Source organism: Pseudomonas costantinii, assembly GCF_001870435.1.
Taxonomy (GTDB): domain Bacteria; phylum Pseudomonadota; class Gammaproteobacteria; order Pseudomonadales; family Pseudomonadaceae; genus Aquipseudomonas; species Aquipseudomonas costantinii.
Genome location: NZ_MDDR01000057.1, coordinates 292,099 through 306,467 on the forward strand (window position 1 = coordinate 292,099; position 14,369 = coordinate 306,467).

Consider the following 14,369-nt stretch of genomic DNA (forward strand, 5'->3'; position numbering starts at 1 on the left):
GCAAGTGGTCGGGCATGCCGACCAGCCCTATTTTGAGCGGCGTAATTAAGCTGGGCGACGGTCAATCACTTTGTCGATCAGGCCATATGCTTGCGCAGCTTCGGCACTCATGAAGTTGTCGCGGTTGGTATCGCGCTCGATTTCTTCCAGGGTGCGCCCGCTGTGCTTGGCCATCAGCGTGTTGAGACGCTCACGAATAAACAAGATTTCCTTGGCATGGATTTCGATATCCGAAGCCTGGCCCTGGAAACCGCCCAATGGCTGGTGAATCATTACGCGCGAGTTCGGCAGGCAGAAACGCTTGCCCTCGGCACCAGCGGTCAGCAGGAAAGCGCCCATGCTGCACGCCTGGCCGATGCAGGTAGTCGACACGTTCGGCTTGATGAACTGCATGGTGTCGTAGATCGACATGCCCGCCGTCACCGAACCGCCTGGGGAGTTGATGTAAAGATGGATGTCCTTGTCCGGGTTTTCCGCTTCAAGGAACAGCAGTTGCGCACAGATCAGGTTAGCCATGTAGTCCTCTACCGGGCCAACCAGAAAGATCACTCGCTCCTTGAGCAGGCGCGAGTAGATGTCGTAGGCGCGTTCGCCACGAGCGGACTGCTCGACAACCATCGGGACCAAGCCGCCAGCGGCCTGGATATCAGAGTTCTGCTGAATATAGGAATTACGGAACATGCTCTGCAGTTACTCCCAAATAGTCATGTCTTGAAAACGCATAAGCCAGCGCGAGGCTGGCTTATGGTTGTATTTCAAACGAGTTGGACAATCAGTCGGCTTGTGCTGCTTCCGCCGGCTTGACTGCTTCTTCGTAAGAGACCGCTTTGTCGGTCACCTTAGCCTTCTGCAGAACAGTATCCACAACTTGTTCTTCCAGCACAACCGAACGTACTTCGTTCAGTTGCTGGTCGTTCTTGTAGTACCAAGCCACAACCTGCTCAGGCTCCTGGTAGGCCGAAGCCATTTCCTGGATCATTTCGCGAACGCGGTCTTCGTCAGGCTTGAGGTCGAATTGATTGACCACTTCAGCCACAACCAGACCCAGTACAACGCGGCGCTTGGCTTGCTCTTCAAACAGCTCGGCCGGCAGTTGATCAGGCTTGATGTTGCCACCGAACTGCTGAACCGCTTGAACGCGCAGGCGATCCACTTCGTTGGACAGCAGAGCCTTAGGCACTTCGATCGGGTTGGCGGCCAGCAGACCGTCCATGACCTGATTCTTGACCTTGGACTTGATGGCCTGACGCAGCTCGCGTTCCATGTTCTTGCGAACTTCGGTACGGAAGCCTTCGATGCCGGTCTCCTTGATACCGAATTGAGCGAAGAACTCTTCGTTCAGCTCTGGCAGCTTAGGCTCGGAAACACTGTTGACGGTAACGGTGAACTCGGCGGCTTTGCCAGCCAGGTCCAGGTTCTGGTAGTCAGCAGGGAAAGTCAGGTTCAGAACGCGCTCTTCGCCGGCTTTAGCGCCAACCAGGCCGTCTTCGAAACCAGGGATCATGCGGTTGGAACCCAGCACCAGCTGAGTACCCTTGGCGGAGCCGCCAGCGAACACTTCGCCGTCAACCTTGCCAACGAAATCGATGTTCAGTTGGTCTTCGTTCTGGGCAGCGCGATCAGCCACTTCGAAACGAGTGTTCTGCTTGCGCAGGACTTCCAGCATGTTGTCCAGGTCGCTATCCGCCACGTCAGCGCTCAGGCGCTCAACGGCGATGGAGTCGAAACCGGCAACGGTGAACTCCGGGAACACTTCGAATACGGCAACGTATTCCAGGTCCTTGCCCGCTTCCAAAGACTTAGGCTCGATCGAAGGCTGACCGGCAGGCTTCAGGTTTTGCGCTTCAACAGCTTCGTAGAAGGAAGCCTGGATCACGTCACCCACAGCGTCCTGACGCGCATCGGCGCCAAAACGACGCTTGATTTCGCTCATTGGCACTTTGCCTGGACGGAAGCCAGCGATCTTGGCCTTTTGGGCAGTCTGCTGCAGACGCTTGTTGACCGCAGTCTCAATACGCTCTGCCGGCACGGTGATGCTCAGGCGGCGCTCGATAGCAGTAGTATTTTCAACAGAAACTTGCATGAATATTCCTCGTTGCACAGACGTTAGCCGGCCGTTTCCGACCCCAGAATCAAGGGCATGCATTCTAGTGGGTCAAACTCAAGAAGTCACCCTACTGAAAACGGGTAGAAAAACAGCAGGCCATTTATAGGTTCAAGTGCACGCATGCACCTCATCCCGTTAGCAAATACAGCTCATCACGCCAGGGCTCTGCATCAACCCTTCTATATATAGAAGAGCCTGGACACACTCCCCGACTACCGACCTTGCAAACAAGACCGGAGGGCACGGCGGCAGCATCGAGAAACACAAAAACGACGAAACGCCCCGCCCTAAAAACTCAAAACACTCAAACAAAAACGGCACAGCCCTTTTCCAGGTACTGCGCCGTTATTCGCTATTAAATAGCTGCACCAACCCCGATATAGCCTCGGATCAGTTTTACACGCTCAAAACCGGCAACGATTCTAACGCCAAGGCATTGAGAATGCTTGTTTTTTATTGGCGTCAATAACTATCGGACACCCGACACAGATCAATAGCGGAAAACCCCAAGCCCCTCCCGTCAGCACATACGAGAGGGGACATTTCCAGGCACAAAAAAAAGCGCCAGATCAATGATCTGGCGCTTTTCCGAATATGGGGTGGACGAAGGGGATCGAACCCTCGACAACGGGAGTCACAATCCCGTGCTCTACCAACTGAGCTACGCCCACCATATTGCATCAACAAAGAACTCGAACATCTTCTTTGTCTAGCCTTACCCAACCCGAAGGCCGAGTGAAGCTTAATTGGTGCGGATGAAGAGACTCGAACTCTTACGCCTCGCGGCGCTGGAACCTAAATCCAGTGTGTCTACCAATTCCACCACATCCGCGCTTGAAGCTCTTAAAGCAAAGGCGCCAGACGATTAATCTGGCGCCTTTTAAAATATGGGGTGGACGAAGGGGATCGAACCCTCGACAACGGGAGTCACAATCCCGTGCTCTACCAACTGAGCTACGCCCACCATATAGCGCTACTTGTGCCAAAGCTGCCTAATGGCGCACCCGGCAGGACTCGAACCTGCGACCATCCGCTTAGAAGGCGGATGCTCTATCCAGCTGAGCTACGGGCGCCTTATTAATCTGTACTCTTGGAGGATTACAAACTAAGTGCTTCCAGCCTTACAGAATAACAATTCTGCTTGACCTTCTTAACCAGTGCTAGGCTGTGCCCGACAAGTGCGACGAATAGTATAGACGGCCCGGAAAGCCGTCAAATCTTTTTTGAAAAAAACTGATTTTATTTAAGGAGTTAGGGCAATTTGCAGACCAAGCGCCTTTGCCCTCACGCCTTGGCATGCGAGAATGCGCACACTTTTCTTCCCCCTCTCGATGGTTAATCACGCGTAATGACTGCACAACTTATCGACGGCAAATCAATCGCCGCCAGCCTGCGCCAGCAGATCGCCAAACGAGTCACCGAGCGCCGCCTGCAAGGCCTGCGCACGCCTGGCCTCGCGGTGATCCTGGTCGGCAGCGATCCTGCCTCTCAGGTTTATGTCTCGCACAAGCGTAAAGACTGCGAAGAGGTCGGCTTTATTTCCAAGGCCTACGACCTGCCTTCCGAGACCACCCAACAGGCACTTACCGACCTGATCGACAGCCTCAACGATGACCCAAGCATCGACGGCATCCTGCTTCAATTGCCGCTGCCTGAGCACCTGGACGCCTCCAAGTTGCTGGAGCGCATCCGCCCGGACAAAGATGTCGATGGTTTCCATCCTTATAACGTCGGCCGTCTGGCACAGCGTATTCCGCTGCTGCGTCCGTGCACTCCGAAAGGCATCATGACCCTGCTGGAAAGCACCGGCGTGGATCTGTACGGCCTCGATGCCGTGATCGTTGGTGCATCCAACATCGTGGGCCGCCCGATGGCCATGGAGCTGCTGCTGGCCGGCTGCACCGTAACCGTCACCCACCGTTTCACCAAGGACCTGGCCGGCCACGTCGGTCGTGCTGACCTGGTAGTCGTCGCCGCCGGTAAGCCGGGCCTGGTGAAAGGTGAGTGGATCAAGGAAGGCGCCATCGTTATCGATGTGGGCATCAACCGCCAGGAAGACGGTAAGCTGGTGGGCGATGTGGTGTACGAAACCGCCCTGCCCCGCGCCGGATGGATCACGCCAGTACCAGGTGGTGTTGGTCCGATGACCCGCGCCTGCCTGCTGGAAAATACGCTGTATGCGGCAGAAACCCTGCACAGCTAATAACCAGTAGTACTGAAAAAGCCCTGCCTTATCGCAGGGCTTTTTATTGCCCGAAAGAAAACCTGTTTTTTCTTAGTTTTTAAGCACTTTCGTCCGGTTCTCGAAGAACATTCGACAGTTTCTGATCCATACTTCTAGAATGTAACGTAATTTGTCAAAAAGCCGGTTCCCTAACGGTATTTCCTTACTTTTTTAGCGAGTTCATCCGCGTGAAAATTCGTCTCTCTATCGTCAGCCTATTTTTTGCATTGACAGGCACCTTCGCGCACGCCGCCGAAACCACCCAGGCCCCGCGTGATACCTCCAAACTGAAAATCGCTTCCGGCAGCGCCATGCTCGTGGACCTGCAGACCAACAAGGTCATCTACTCCAGCAACCCCGACGTGGTGGTACCCATCGCTTCGGTGAGCAAACTGATGACTGGCCTTGTGGTGCTGGAAGCCAAGCAGAACATGGACGAATACATCGATATCAACATCAAAGACACACCGGAAATGAAAGGCGTGTTCTCCCGAGTGAAAATCGGCAGCGAAATGCCGCGCAAGGAAATGCTGCTGATCGCCCTGATGTCCTCGGAAAACCGCGCGGCCGCCAGCCTGGCCCACCACTATCCGGGTGGCTACCCAGCGTTTATCGCAGCGATGAACGCCAAGGCCAAGGCGCTGGGCATGACCAGCACTCACTATGTTGAGCCTACCGGCCTGTCGATTCACAACGTGTCCACCGCACGCGATTTGAGCAAGTTGCTGGCTGCCGCACGCAAGTACCCGATGCTCAGCCAACTGAGCACCACCAAGGAAAAGACCGTATCGTTCCGCAAGCCCAACTACACCCTGGGTTTCTCCAACACCGACCACCTGATCAACCGTGCCAACTGGGATATCAAGCTGACCAAGACCGGTTTCACCAATCAGGCCGGCCATTGCCTGGTGCTGGTGACAACGATGGGTAACCGTCAGGTATCGTTGGTAATCCTCGACGCCTTCGGCAAACTCACCCACTTCGCCGATGCCACCCGCATCCGCAACTGGGTCGAAACCGGCAAGAGTGGTTCGGTGCCGGATGTGGCACTGCGCTACAAGGCTGATAAGAATTTGAAGAACCGCCCGAACGCTGCAGAAGTCAGTCGCTAAGCGACGCTCCAAAAAAAACGGCGCCTGAGCGCCGTTTTTTATTTTCTTTCCGCCAACACCTTGAGGGCCTGCGCCGCCGCCTGTTCCTGCCCGGCCTGTGCAGTGGCATTCGCCGAGTCGCGCCAACGCTGTGCATCCACCTTCGCCGGCAACTGGCTCGGGCGCTGAGTCAAGATCGCCCAGTTGCCAGCACTTTTCCACGCCGACTCAAAGTCACTGAAGCTCATCAACAATCGCCGATCCATCCCCGAGCGCAACAGCACCGTGCTCTTCTGCTGGTTGAACCCCACCACCACAACATACCGCGTGCCGGACCACATACTGGGGTTGATCCGCGCCATCACCGGGTAACCCGCCGCCACCTGCGCCAGCACCGCCGTCAGTTGGGTATCCAGCGGATACACCATCAACCCGTACTCGCGCGCCAGCACCTGCATGTTTCGCTCAAGACCCGCCTCGGCGCCGGGCAAGTGCAGCGGCTTGTCCAACAAACCGGGTGTCATCACGATGCCTTGTTGCGACAGCATGCTGGCTAAAGCGCTGGGACCGCTCTGGTAGGCCTCGCTGCGAAAGGCTGGCACGCTGTTAAGTTCGACGCGCTCCGGCAGGCCCGCCAGTTTCGAGGGGTGCCCGGAACACGCCGCAAGCCCCAGGGCGCAGGCCAACAGCAAGGAGGTTTTAACATTCGACCGTAACCGCAATTTTTTACTCTCTTGATCAACTGCCGGTGAGGGCCTTGATCATAGGGCGCCCGGCAACGCGGGTATAGCCTTGAACGTTAGTAAAACGCCCGTGATAGAGCAAAGAAGTTGGACTGACTCGACCATTGGTCAATAGCGGGCAACCGCCAGGTGGCTAGACTGTCGATTGAGAAGACTGTGTGCCCCGTGTGGGGCGAAAGGAGGCCCGAATGAGCCTTGCTACAACGATTTTCCTGTTGATCTGCGGCTGGCTGGCGGTAGCCGGCGCCATGCTGTGGGGGATCATGCGCGTTACCCGCCGGCATCATCACCCCCACGTCAAACCCACTGCACCCGCCAAACCGCATACGGCGACGGTGCACCATGCCTAGCCTGGCATGCAGTTGAAGTCCTGAGTCGAGGCGACTTCCTTTCCGTGACCGTCCTTGAGGACAGCACGTACGGTAGTGCCCAGGCTCGATTCCACCAGGGTGTAATGCTCGCCCGCCTTGAAGTTCTTGTACTCGACCCGGCCCTGGCAGTCCTGCTGGTTGTCGTCGCCGGCTTCTTCCTCGAACAACGTCACGTCAAGGCGATGGTCCCCCGGGGTCACTTCAAAGAAGCGCCCGTCATCCACACGCTTGCCATCAACGCGCTCGGCCATCAGGTCGTTCGGCGCTTCCTCTTTTAATCCAATCCACGCTTCGCTCGGGTCAGCTTTCGGGATCGGGCCGGCACACGCCGACAGTAGCAATACAGCACCGAGGGCGGGAATCAACAACAAGGGTTTAAGTGACATGGCAGGGCTCCAAAGGACATCAATAAAAAGCATTGGACGAGGCTCAAATGTGTCGCGTCCGATGGGCTACAAGCTTGGAGAGCCATCCTATGTAGAACAAATGAATACATATGAAACGATCTTCAGCCGTTAACTAAATGTTCCTTCACCTGGCTGAAAGGTGCGTGTTAGGTGGGTCGGGCAAGACTGCCGGGGTTTGCAATTTTGCTCCCTCGGAGGTTCACGCATGCTCGGGCTGGTAAAGACCGCACTGCAAAAGCCGTACACGTTTATCGTGTTGGCTATATTCATCTGCATCATTGGGCCGATGGCGGCCCTGCGAACCCCTACGGACGTTTTCCCCGATATTGGCATCCCCGTCGTCGCTGTCGTATGGCAGTACAACGGCCTGTCGCCGGACGCCATGGCCGGTCGGGTGATCTACACCTACGAACGCTCTTTGAGCACCACCGTTAACGACATCGAACATATCGAATCGCAATCGCTGCCCGGCATGGGTATCGTCAAAATATTCTTCCAACCTGGCGTGGATATCCGCACCGCCAACGCCCAAGTGACCGCCGTGTCACAAACCGTGCTCAAGCAGATGCCACCGGGCATCACGCCGCCGCTGATCCTCAACTACAGCGCCTCCACGGTGCCGATCCTGCAGATGGCGTTCTCCAGCCCCAGCCTCTCGGAAGCCAAGATTCGCGACCTGGTGCAGAACAATATCCGCCTGCCGTTGAGCGCCCTGCCCGGCCTGGCCATGCCTACGCCAATGGGCGGCAAACAGCGACAGATCACCCTCGACCTCGACCCGCAGGCGCTGGCCGCCAAAGGTTTGTCGGCGCAGGATGTGGGCAATGCACTGGCCTTGCAGAACCAGATCATTCCGGTGGGCACCGCCAAGCTCGGCCCCAACGAATACACAATCCTGCTCAACAATAGCCCCAAGGCAATCGATGAGCTGAATGACCTGCCGATCAAAACCGTCGACGGCGCGCTGATCACCATCGGCCAAGTGGCCCACGTGCGTGACGGTTCGCCGCCGCAGACCAACATCGTGCGCGTCGACGGCCATCGCGCAGTACTGATGCCCGCATTGAAAAACGGCAGCATCTCTACCCTGTCGATCATCGACGGCATTCGCCAGATGCTGCCGCGCATCAACGAAACCCTGCCGCCTTCACTGAAGACTTCGCTGCTGGGTGACGCCTCGGTGTTCGTTAAACAATCGGTGGGCAGCGTGGCCCAGGAAGGCATCATCGCCGCACTGCTGACCAGCGCGATGATCTTGCTGTTCCTCGGCAGTTGGCGTTCGACGCTGATCATCGCGGCCTCGATTCCCCTCGCGGTGCTGTCGGCCATTGCATTGTTGGCGGCCACCGGGCAAACCCTCAACGTGATGACCCTCGGCGGGCTGGCGTTGGCGGTGGGGATTTTGGTGGACGATGCCACGGTGACCATCGAAAACATCAACTGGCACCTGGAGCAAGGCAAGGCGGTGAAGACCGCAATCCTCGACGGCGCCGCGCAGATCGTCGGTCCGGCATTCGTCTCGTTGCTGTGCATCTGCATCGTGTTTGTGCCGATGTTTTTGCTGCAAGGTATCGCCGGCTACCTGTTCCGGCCAATGGCCCTGGCGGTGATCTTTGCCATGGCCAGCTCGTTCATCCTCTCGCGGACTTTAGTGCCAACCCTGGCGATGTTCCTGCTCAAACCGCATGTGCCGGAGCAAGGTGCGGGACACCATCCGGAAGATGAATTCATCAACCATCACGAGGGTGAACAGCACAAGAAGCAGCGCAATGCCGTGCTGCAGTCGGTGCTGAACTTCCAGCAGGGTTTCGAGCGTCACTTCTCGAATGTCCGCGACACCTACCATGGCCTGCTGACGCTGGCGCTGGGTAACCGCAAGCGCTTTATCGTCGGGTTCCTGGCCTGCGTGCTGGCGTCATTCCTGCTGTTGCCAAGCCTGGGCCAGGACTTCTTTCCGGCGACCGATGCCGGTGCCCTCGCCCTTCACGTACGCCTGCCACTGGGCACGCGAATTGAAGAAAGCGCCGCCGCCTTCGACCGCATTGAAGCGCGGATTCGCGAAATCATTCCGGCCGAAGAACTCGACACCATCGTCGACAACATCGGCATTCCGCTGAGCGGCATCGACATGGCCTACAGCAGCAGCGGCACCATCGGTCCGCAGGATGGCGACATCCAGGTCACCTTGAAAAAGGACCACGCGCCCACCGCCGACTACGTGAAAAAACTGCGTGAAGCCCTGCCGGAAAGTTTCCCCGGTAGCCACTTTGCGTTCCTGCCCGCCGACATCAGCAGTCAGATCCTCAACTTCGGCGCCCCGGCCCCGCTGGACGTGAAAATCTCCGGGCGCAGTGACGCAGAAAACCGCGCCTACGCCGTGGAACTGGAACGTCGTCTGCAACACGTACCAGGCATCGCCGACCTGCGTATCCAGCAGTCCACCGGTTACCCGTCGCTACAGGTCAATGTTGACCGCATGCGCGCCAACGGCCTGGGCATTACCGAGCGCGATGTGACCAACAGCATGGTCGCCTCCCTCGCCGGCAGCTCCCAGGTCGCGCCGACCTTCTGGCTCAACCCGGCCAACGGTGTGTCGTATTCGATCGTGGCTGCCACCCCGCAATACCGCCTCGACAGCCTGCCCTCTCTGGAAGCATTGCCGGTAACCGGTGCCGACGGCCAGTCGCAAATCCTCGGCGGGGTAGCAACCATTGCAAGGGTGCAAAGCCCGGCGGTGGTGACTCACTACAACATCGAACCAACCCTGGACTTGTACGCCAACGTGCAAGGTCGCGACCTCGGCGGCGTGGCGCGTGACGTGCAAAAAGTGCTGGATGACACCGCCTCCATGCGCCCCAAAGGTGCGGTGATCAGCCTGCATGGGCAGATCGACGCACTGCATGAAGCGTTCAGCGGTTTGAGCTTCGGCTTGCTCGGCGCCGTGGTACTGATCTATCTGCTGATCGTGGTCAACTTCCAGTCCTGGGCCGACCCGTTTGTGATCATCACCGCCTTGCCGGCGGCACTCGCGGGAATCGTGTGGATGCTGTTCCTCAGTGGCACCTCATTGTCGGTGCCCGCATTGACCGGCGCCATCCTGTGTATGGGCGTGGCCACCGCCAACTCGATCCTGGTGGTGAGCTTCTGCCGTGAACGCCTGGCCGAGCATGGCGACGCGTTGAAGGCTGCCATGGAGGCCGGTTACACGCGTTTCCGTCCAGTGTGCATGACCGCCCTGGCGATGATTATCGGCATGCTGCCCCTGGCGATTTCCGAGGAGCAAAACGCCCCGCTTGGCCGCGCGGTCATCGGCGGTTTGATCTTCGCCACCGTCGCCACTTTGTTGTTTGTTCCCGTGGTCTTCAGCCTGGTCCACGGTCGTCACCCTACTCGCGTTGCTGCTGGAGAAACCCCACATGTCGTCTGATCACAAACCCTCGCGCAAGCGTCTGATGCTCATGGGTGTCGGCGGCCTGACACTGGCCGCCCTGTTGGTCGCCAACGGCCTGCACGCCCGCACGATGCACGAACAATCGGTCACCGCCTGGACGGAAACTGCCGCTATCCCACAAGTGATGGTGTTCCAACCGAAACAGAACGTGGCGGGTGACACCCTGCGGTTGCCCGCGCACCTGGAAGCCTGGAGCAAGGCGCCGATCCACGCCCGAGTCAGCGGCTACTTGAAGGACTGGAAAGTCGACATCGGCAGCCAGGTCAAAGCCGGGCAAATACTGGCGGAAATCGACAGCCCGGACCTCGACCAACAACTGGCGCAAACCCACGCCCGCCTCGTGCAGGAACAGGCCAATGCGCGCCTGGCGGAGACCACCGCTACACGCTGGCAAAACCTGCTGGCCAGCCATTCGGTGTCGCGCCAGGAGGCCGATGAAAAAACCTCCAACGCCGCCGCTGCCAAAGCTAACGCGCAGGCTGCCGCAGCCGACTACGCGCGCCTGTCTGCTCTGGAAAACTACAAGACCATCCGCGCGCCGTTCGCCGGCACCATCACCGCGCGCAACACCGATATCGGCCAGTTAATCAAGGCCGATACCGACAGCGACCCCGAGCTGTTCAACATCGCCGACACGCACCAGTTGCGCCTGTATGTGCCGGTGCCGCAGAACTATGCGGCGGTCATCCACCCTGGCCTCGAAGCTGAACTGACGGTGCCCGAGCACCCCGGCGAGCATTTCAAGGCACGCCTGATCGGTGACTCCACCGCCATCGACCGCCGCTCCGGCACCCTGCTCGCCCAGTTCGTCGCCGACAACCCCAACGGAGAGTTGCTGCCTGGGGATTACGCCGAAGCCACCCTGCCGATCCCAGCCGACACCCACGGCGTCAGCATTCCTGCGAGCGCGCTGATTTTCCGCGCCCAAGGTACTCAGGTCGCGGTGCTGGATGCGCAGAACCACGTGCACTTGCAAAACATCCATATCGGCCTCGACCTCGGCGAACGCCTGGTGATCGACCAAGGCCTGAAACCTGCCGACCGCATCGTCGACAACCCACCCGACGCCCTGCGCGAAGGTGACCCGGTACAACTGGCCGACGCCGGAGGTGCGCATGCGCCCAAGGCTTAAACCCCTCGCGGCGTTGATGCTGCTGGCGCTGCAAGGTTGCTCGATGGCGCCGACCTACAAGGTGCCGACGGTCGACCTACCGGCGGGTTATCGCGAACAGACCAGCGATGGGCCCTGGCACAGCGCGCAACCTTCCGACCAACTGGCACCCCGCTGGTGGAAGCTTTACAACGACTCGCGCCTGAATGACCTGCAACAGCAGTTACTCAAGGCCAACCCGGACCTGGCAGCGGCGCTGGCGCACTTCGATGCGTCCCAGGCTTACGCCAGCCAATTGCATGCCGGGCTGTTCCCGCAGATCACCGCCAGCGCACAGCCATTGCGTCAGCGGCAATCGGACTCGCGACCATTGCGTGGGGCTACCCAGCCTGCGGTGTACAACAGCAATACGGCTGGTTTTTCGTTGAGCTACGACCTGGACCTGTGGGGCAAAATCCGCAACCAAGTGGCAGCGGGTGACGCTCAGGCGCAAGCCTCGAGTGATGACTTGGCGGTAGCGCGGCTGAGTCTGCAGCATCAGTTGGCGACGCTGTTTGTGCAACTCAATGGGCTGGACGCGCAGAGTCGAATCTTGAATAGCTCGCTGGATGACTTCAGCCAGGCGCTGCAACTGACGCGCAGCCGCTATGAGGGCCAGATTGCTTCAGAGCTGGACCTTACACGGGCGCAAAATCAGTTGGCCGAGGCCAAGGCACAACTGGATGAAGTGCGCGGCCAGCGCAATCTCACCGAGCATGCCATTGGTGAATTGGTGGGGGTGGCCGCCAGCGATTTCACGCTGGCGCCTAGTCAGCAACTGATCGCCTTACCGGGCATACCCTCGCAACTGCCGAGCCACCTGCTGCAACGTCGCCCCGACATTGCGGCGGCGGAACGTCGAGTGTTTGCGGCCAATGCGAATATCGGTGTGGCCAAGGCAGCGTGGTACCCGGACTTCAGTTTGACCGGGTTGATTGGCGGGCAAACCCAAGGCGTTGGCAATTTGCTTTCGGCGGGCAATCGCTATTGGGCGTTGGGGCCGTTGATGAATGTGCCGATTTTTGACGGTGGGCGTTTGAGTGCTAATGAACGCCAAGCCAAAGCCGAGTTCGAAGAGGCCTCTGCGCAGTACCGCAGCCATGTGTTGAAAGCTGTGCGCGAGGTGGAAGACAACCTGGCGCAACTGCGGGACTTACAACAGGAAGCGCAGGATGAGCAGGCGGCGGCAGATGCGGCGCAGCACACGCAATCGCTGGCGATGAACAGCTATCAAGCGGGAGCCGTGAGTTATCTGGATGTGGTGACCGCGCAGACGGCGGCGTTGCAAGCGCAGAGGACGTTGCAAGCGGTGCAGACGCGGCAGTTGCAGGCGAGTGTAGGGTTGGTCACCGCGCTTGGCGGCGGCTGGCAACCCGGCGCCTGACCTGATCGTTCCCACGCTCCGCGTGGGAACGCATCCTGTGACGCTCTGCGTCACGACTTCAAGAGCGGACGCGGAGCGTCCAGGGCGACATTCCCACGCAGAGCGTGGGAACGATCATCTGCCGGCATTTCACGCGGCGAGTTTGCCGCTGGCAATCGCAGCCGAAGCCGCAACCATTGCGCGTAACAGAACCGCACATCCTGCCGCCAGATCATCCGGCGCGGCGTTTTCGATTTCGTTATGGCTGATCCCTCCTTCACACGGCACAAAGATCATCCCCGCCGGGCCCAACTCGGCAACGAAAATCGCGTCATGCCCTGCCCCGCTGACGATGTCCATGTTCGACAAACCCAGCCCATTCGCCGCATCGCGCACGGCGTCCACACAGCCTTTGTCGAAATACAGCGGCGGGAAGTCAGCCGTGGGCTCCATTTCAAAACTCAATCCATGCTTGGCACAGGTGTCGTCGATGACTTTACGCACCTGGGCGATCATCGAATCCAGCCGCGCCGGCTCCAGATGACGGAAATCCAGGGTCATGCGCACTTCGCCCGGGATGACATTGCGTGATCCGGGATAGGCCTGAAGGCAACCGACGGTGCCACACGCATGCGGCTGATGCCCTAACGCCGCCGCATTCACCGCTGCAACCACCGCCGCAGCACCCACCAAGGCATCTTTACGCAGATGCATCGGCGTTGGCCCCGCATGCGCCTCAACACCGCGCAATTTCAGGTCGAACCATTTTTGCCCAAGGGCACCCAACACCACGCCGATGGTTTTCTTCTCGTCCTCCAGAATCGGGCCTTGTTCAATATGCGCTTCGAAGTAGGCGCCAACCTTATGCCCACTCTCCGCGCGCGTCCCTGCGTAACCAATGGCATTCAGCGCATCGCCCACAGAGATACCGTCCACATCCACCTTGGCCAAGGTATCCGCCAGGGTAAATTTCTGCGCAAACACCCCCGAGCCCATCATGCACGGAGGAAAGCGCGAGCCTTCTTCGTTGGTCCACACCACCACTTCCAACGGCGCCTCGGTTTCCAGCTTGAGGTCATTGAGGGTGCGCAGCACTTCCACACCGGCGAGCACGCCGAAGCAGCCGTCAAACTTGCCGCCCGTGGGTTGGGTGTCGATATGGCTGCCGGTCATCACCGGCGGCAGGTTGGGGTTACGCCCAGGGCGGCGGGCGAAGATGTTGCCGATGCCGTCGATGGTCACGGTGCAACCGGCCTCCTCACACCACTTCACAAACAGGTCGCGGGCCTTGCGGTCGAGGTCGGTGAGGGCCAGGCGGCACACGCCGCCTTTGGGGGTGGCGCCGAGTTTGGCCAGGTCCATCAGGGACTGCCACAAGCGGTCTCGGTTAATGTGCTGATGGGTGGATTGCAGAACGTCCAGGGCAGCGTTCATGGGGATCTCCTCAGGCTAGATTTCTTAT

11 protein-coding genes and 4 tRNA genes are annotated in these 14,369 nt (G+C 58.9%); 6 read left to right on the plus strand and 9 right to left on the minus strand.

The genetic code is table 11. The features are described 5' to 3' along the window. Window positions 1-45: 45 nt before the first annotated feature. The 6 genes from clpP to BFL40_RS29045 form a co-directional block, all read right to left on the minus strand. Entirely contained in the window at window positions 46-681 is a 636-nt protein-coding gene (clpP, locus tag BFL40_RS29020) for an ATP-dependent Clp endopeptidase proteolytic subunit ClpP (protein ID WP_071487154.1), read from the minus strand. 91 nt (window positions 682-772) lie between these two features. Beyond that, the gene (gene tig / locus BFL40_RS29025) at window positions 773-2,083 is read right to left on the minus strand and encodes a trigger factor (RefSeq protein WP_071487155.1); all 1,311 of its coding nucleotides are present in this window, start codon (window positions 2,081-2,083) and stop codon (window positions 773-775) included. A 619-nt stretch (window positions 2,084-2,702) separates the two neighbouring features. Beyond that, window positions 2,703-2,778, minus strand: a tRNA-His gene (locus tag BFL40_RS29030). Between the two features lie 76 nt (window positions 2,779-2,854). Beyond that, window positions 2,855-2,939: transfer RNA gene (locus BFL40_RS29035), tRNA-Leu, on the minus strand. A 56-nt stretch (window positions 2,940-2,995) separates the two neighbouring features. Beyond that, window positions 2,996-3,071: transfer RNA gene (locus BFL40_RS29040), tRNA-His, on the minus strand. 32 nt (window positions 3,072-3,103) lie between these two features. Continuing rightward, window positions 3,104-3,180: transfer RNA gene (locus BFL40_RS29045), tRNA-Arg, on the minus strand. Between the two features lie 275 nt (window positions 3,181-3,455). On the opposite strand from BFL40_RS29045, the gene folD reads away from it, so the two are divergent. Beyond that, a complete protein-coding gene (folD, locus tag BFL40_RS29050; RefSeq protein ID WP_071487156.1) occupies window positions 3,456-4,310 on the plus strand; it encodes a bifunctional methylenetetrahydrofolate dehydrogenase/methenyltetrahydrofolate cyclohydrolase FolD in 855 nt (284 codons plus the stop codon). Window positions 4,311-4,519: 209 nt separating this feature from the next. Beyond that, window positions 4,520-5,443, plus strand: a complete 924-nt coding sequence (gene pbpG / locus BFL40_RS29055) for a D-alanyl-D-alanine endopeptidase (RefSeq protein WP_071487157.1) — start codon at window positions 4,520-4,522, stop codon at window positions 5,441-5,443. Between the two features lie 38 nt (window positions 5,444-5,481). On the opposite strand, the gene BFL40_RS29060 is transcribed toward pbpG, so the two are convergent. Beyond that, window positions 5,482-6,144 carry a peptidase C39 family protein gene (locus BFL40_RS29060; RefSeq protein WP_071487158.1) on the minus strand — a complete coding sequence of 221 codons (663 nt, stop codon included), beginning with the start codon at window positions 6,142-6,144 and terminating at the stop codon, window positions 5,482-5,484. Between the two features lie 209 nt (window positions 6,145-6,353). On the opposite strand from BFL40_RS29060, the gene BFL40_RS34150 reads away from it, so the two are divergent. Beyond that, complete coding sequence (locus BFL40_RS34150) at window positions 6,354-6,515, plus strand: hypothetical protein (RefSeq protein ID WP_162843029.1); 162 nt, start codon at window positions 6,354-6,356, stop codon at window positions 6,513-6,515. Here the strand turns inward: BFL40_RS34150 and BFL40_RS29065 are convergent. Continuing rightward, entirely contained in the window at window positions 6,512-6,922 is a 411-nt protein-coding gene (locus tag BFL40_RS29065) for a PA0061/PA0062 family lipoprotein (RefSeq protein WP_071487159.1), read from the minus strand. The two genes, BFL40_RS34150 and BFL40_RS29065, sit on opposite strands and share 4 nt — an antisense overlap. 226 nt (window positions 6,923-7,148) lie before the next feature. Here BFL40_RS29065 and BFL40_RS29070 point away from each other — a divergent pair, with 226 nt between their 5' ends. From BFL40_RS29070 to BFL40_RS29080, 3 genes are read left to right on the plus strand one after another with little or no spacing between them, the layout of a single operon-like run. Next, the gene (locus tag BFL40_RS29070) at window positions 7,149-10,370 is read left to right on the plus strand and encodes an efflux RND transporter permease subunit (RefSeq protein WP_071487160.1); all 3,222 of its coding nucleotides are present in this window, start codon (window positions 7,149-7,151) and stop codon (window positions 10,368-10,370) included. Next, complete coding sequence (locus tag BFL40_RS29075) at window positions 10,360-11,526, plus strand: efflux RND transporter periplasmic adaptor subunit (protein ID WP_071487161.1); 1,167 nt, start codon at window positions 10,360-10,362, stop codon at window positions 11,524-11,526. Before BFL40_RS29070 ends, BFL40_RS29075 begins: the two co-directional genes overlap by 11 nt. Next, window positions 11,510-12,928: an efflux transporter outer membrane subunit gene (locus tag BFL40_RS29080; protein ID WP_071487162.1), complete on the plus strand. Its 1,419-nt coding sequence runs from the start codon at window positions 11,510-11,512 to the stop codon at window positions 12,926-12,928. Before BFL40_RS29075 ends, BFL40_RS29080 begins: the two co-directional genes overlap by 17 nt. 129 nt (window positions 12,929-13,057) lie before the next feature. Here the strand turns inward: BFL40_RS29080 and BFL40_RS29085 are convergent, their stop codons facing one another. Further along, entirely contained in the window at window positions 13,058-14,341 is a 1,284-nt protein-coding gene (locus BFL40_RS29085; RefSeq protein WP_071487163.1) for a Zn-dependent hydrolase, read from the minus strand. Window positions 14,342-14,369 lie beyond the last annotated feature (28 nt).

What these genes read in the sequence shown, in the direction of transcription:
- clpP (WP_071487154.1), bottom strand. Translation starts at nt 681, where the DNA reads ATGTTCCGTAATTCCTATATTCAGCAGAACTCTGATATCCAGGCCGCT.
- tig (WP_071487155.1), bottom strand. Translation starts at nt 2,083, where the DNA reads ATGCAAGTTTCTGTTGAAAATACTACTGCTATCGAGCGCCGCCTGAGC.
- folD (WP_071487156.1), top strand. Translation starts at nt 3,456, where the DNA reads ATGACTGCACAACTTATCGACGGCAAATCAATCGCCGCCAGCCTGCGC.
- BFL40_RS34150 (WP_162843029.1), top strand. Translation starts at nt 6,354, where the DNA reads ATGAGCCTTGCTACAACGATTTTCCTGTTGATCTGCGGCTGGCTGGCG.
- BFL40_RS29065 (WP_071487159.1), bottom strand. Translation starts at nt 6,922, where the DNA reads ATGTCACTTAAACCCTTGTTGTTGATTCCCGCCCTCGGTGCTGTATTG.
- BFL40_RS29070 (WP_071487160.1), top strand. Translation starts at nt 7,149, where the DNA reads ATGCTCGGGCTGGTAAAGACCGCACTGCAAAAGCCGTACACGTTTATC.
- BFL40_RS29075 (WP_071487161.1), top strand. Translation starts at nt 10,360, where the DNA reads ATGTCGTCTGATCACAAACCCTCGCGCAAGCGTCTGATGCTCATGGGT.
- BFL40_RS29080 (WP_071487162.1), top strand. Translation starts at nt 11,510, where the DNA reads ATGCGCCCAAGGCTTAAACCCCTCGCGGCGTTGATGCTGCTGGCGCTG.
- BFL40_RS29085 (WP_071487163.1), bottom strand. Translation starts at nt 14,341, where the DNA reads ATGAACGCTGCCCTGGACGTTCTGCAATCCACCCATCAGCACATTAAC.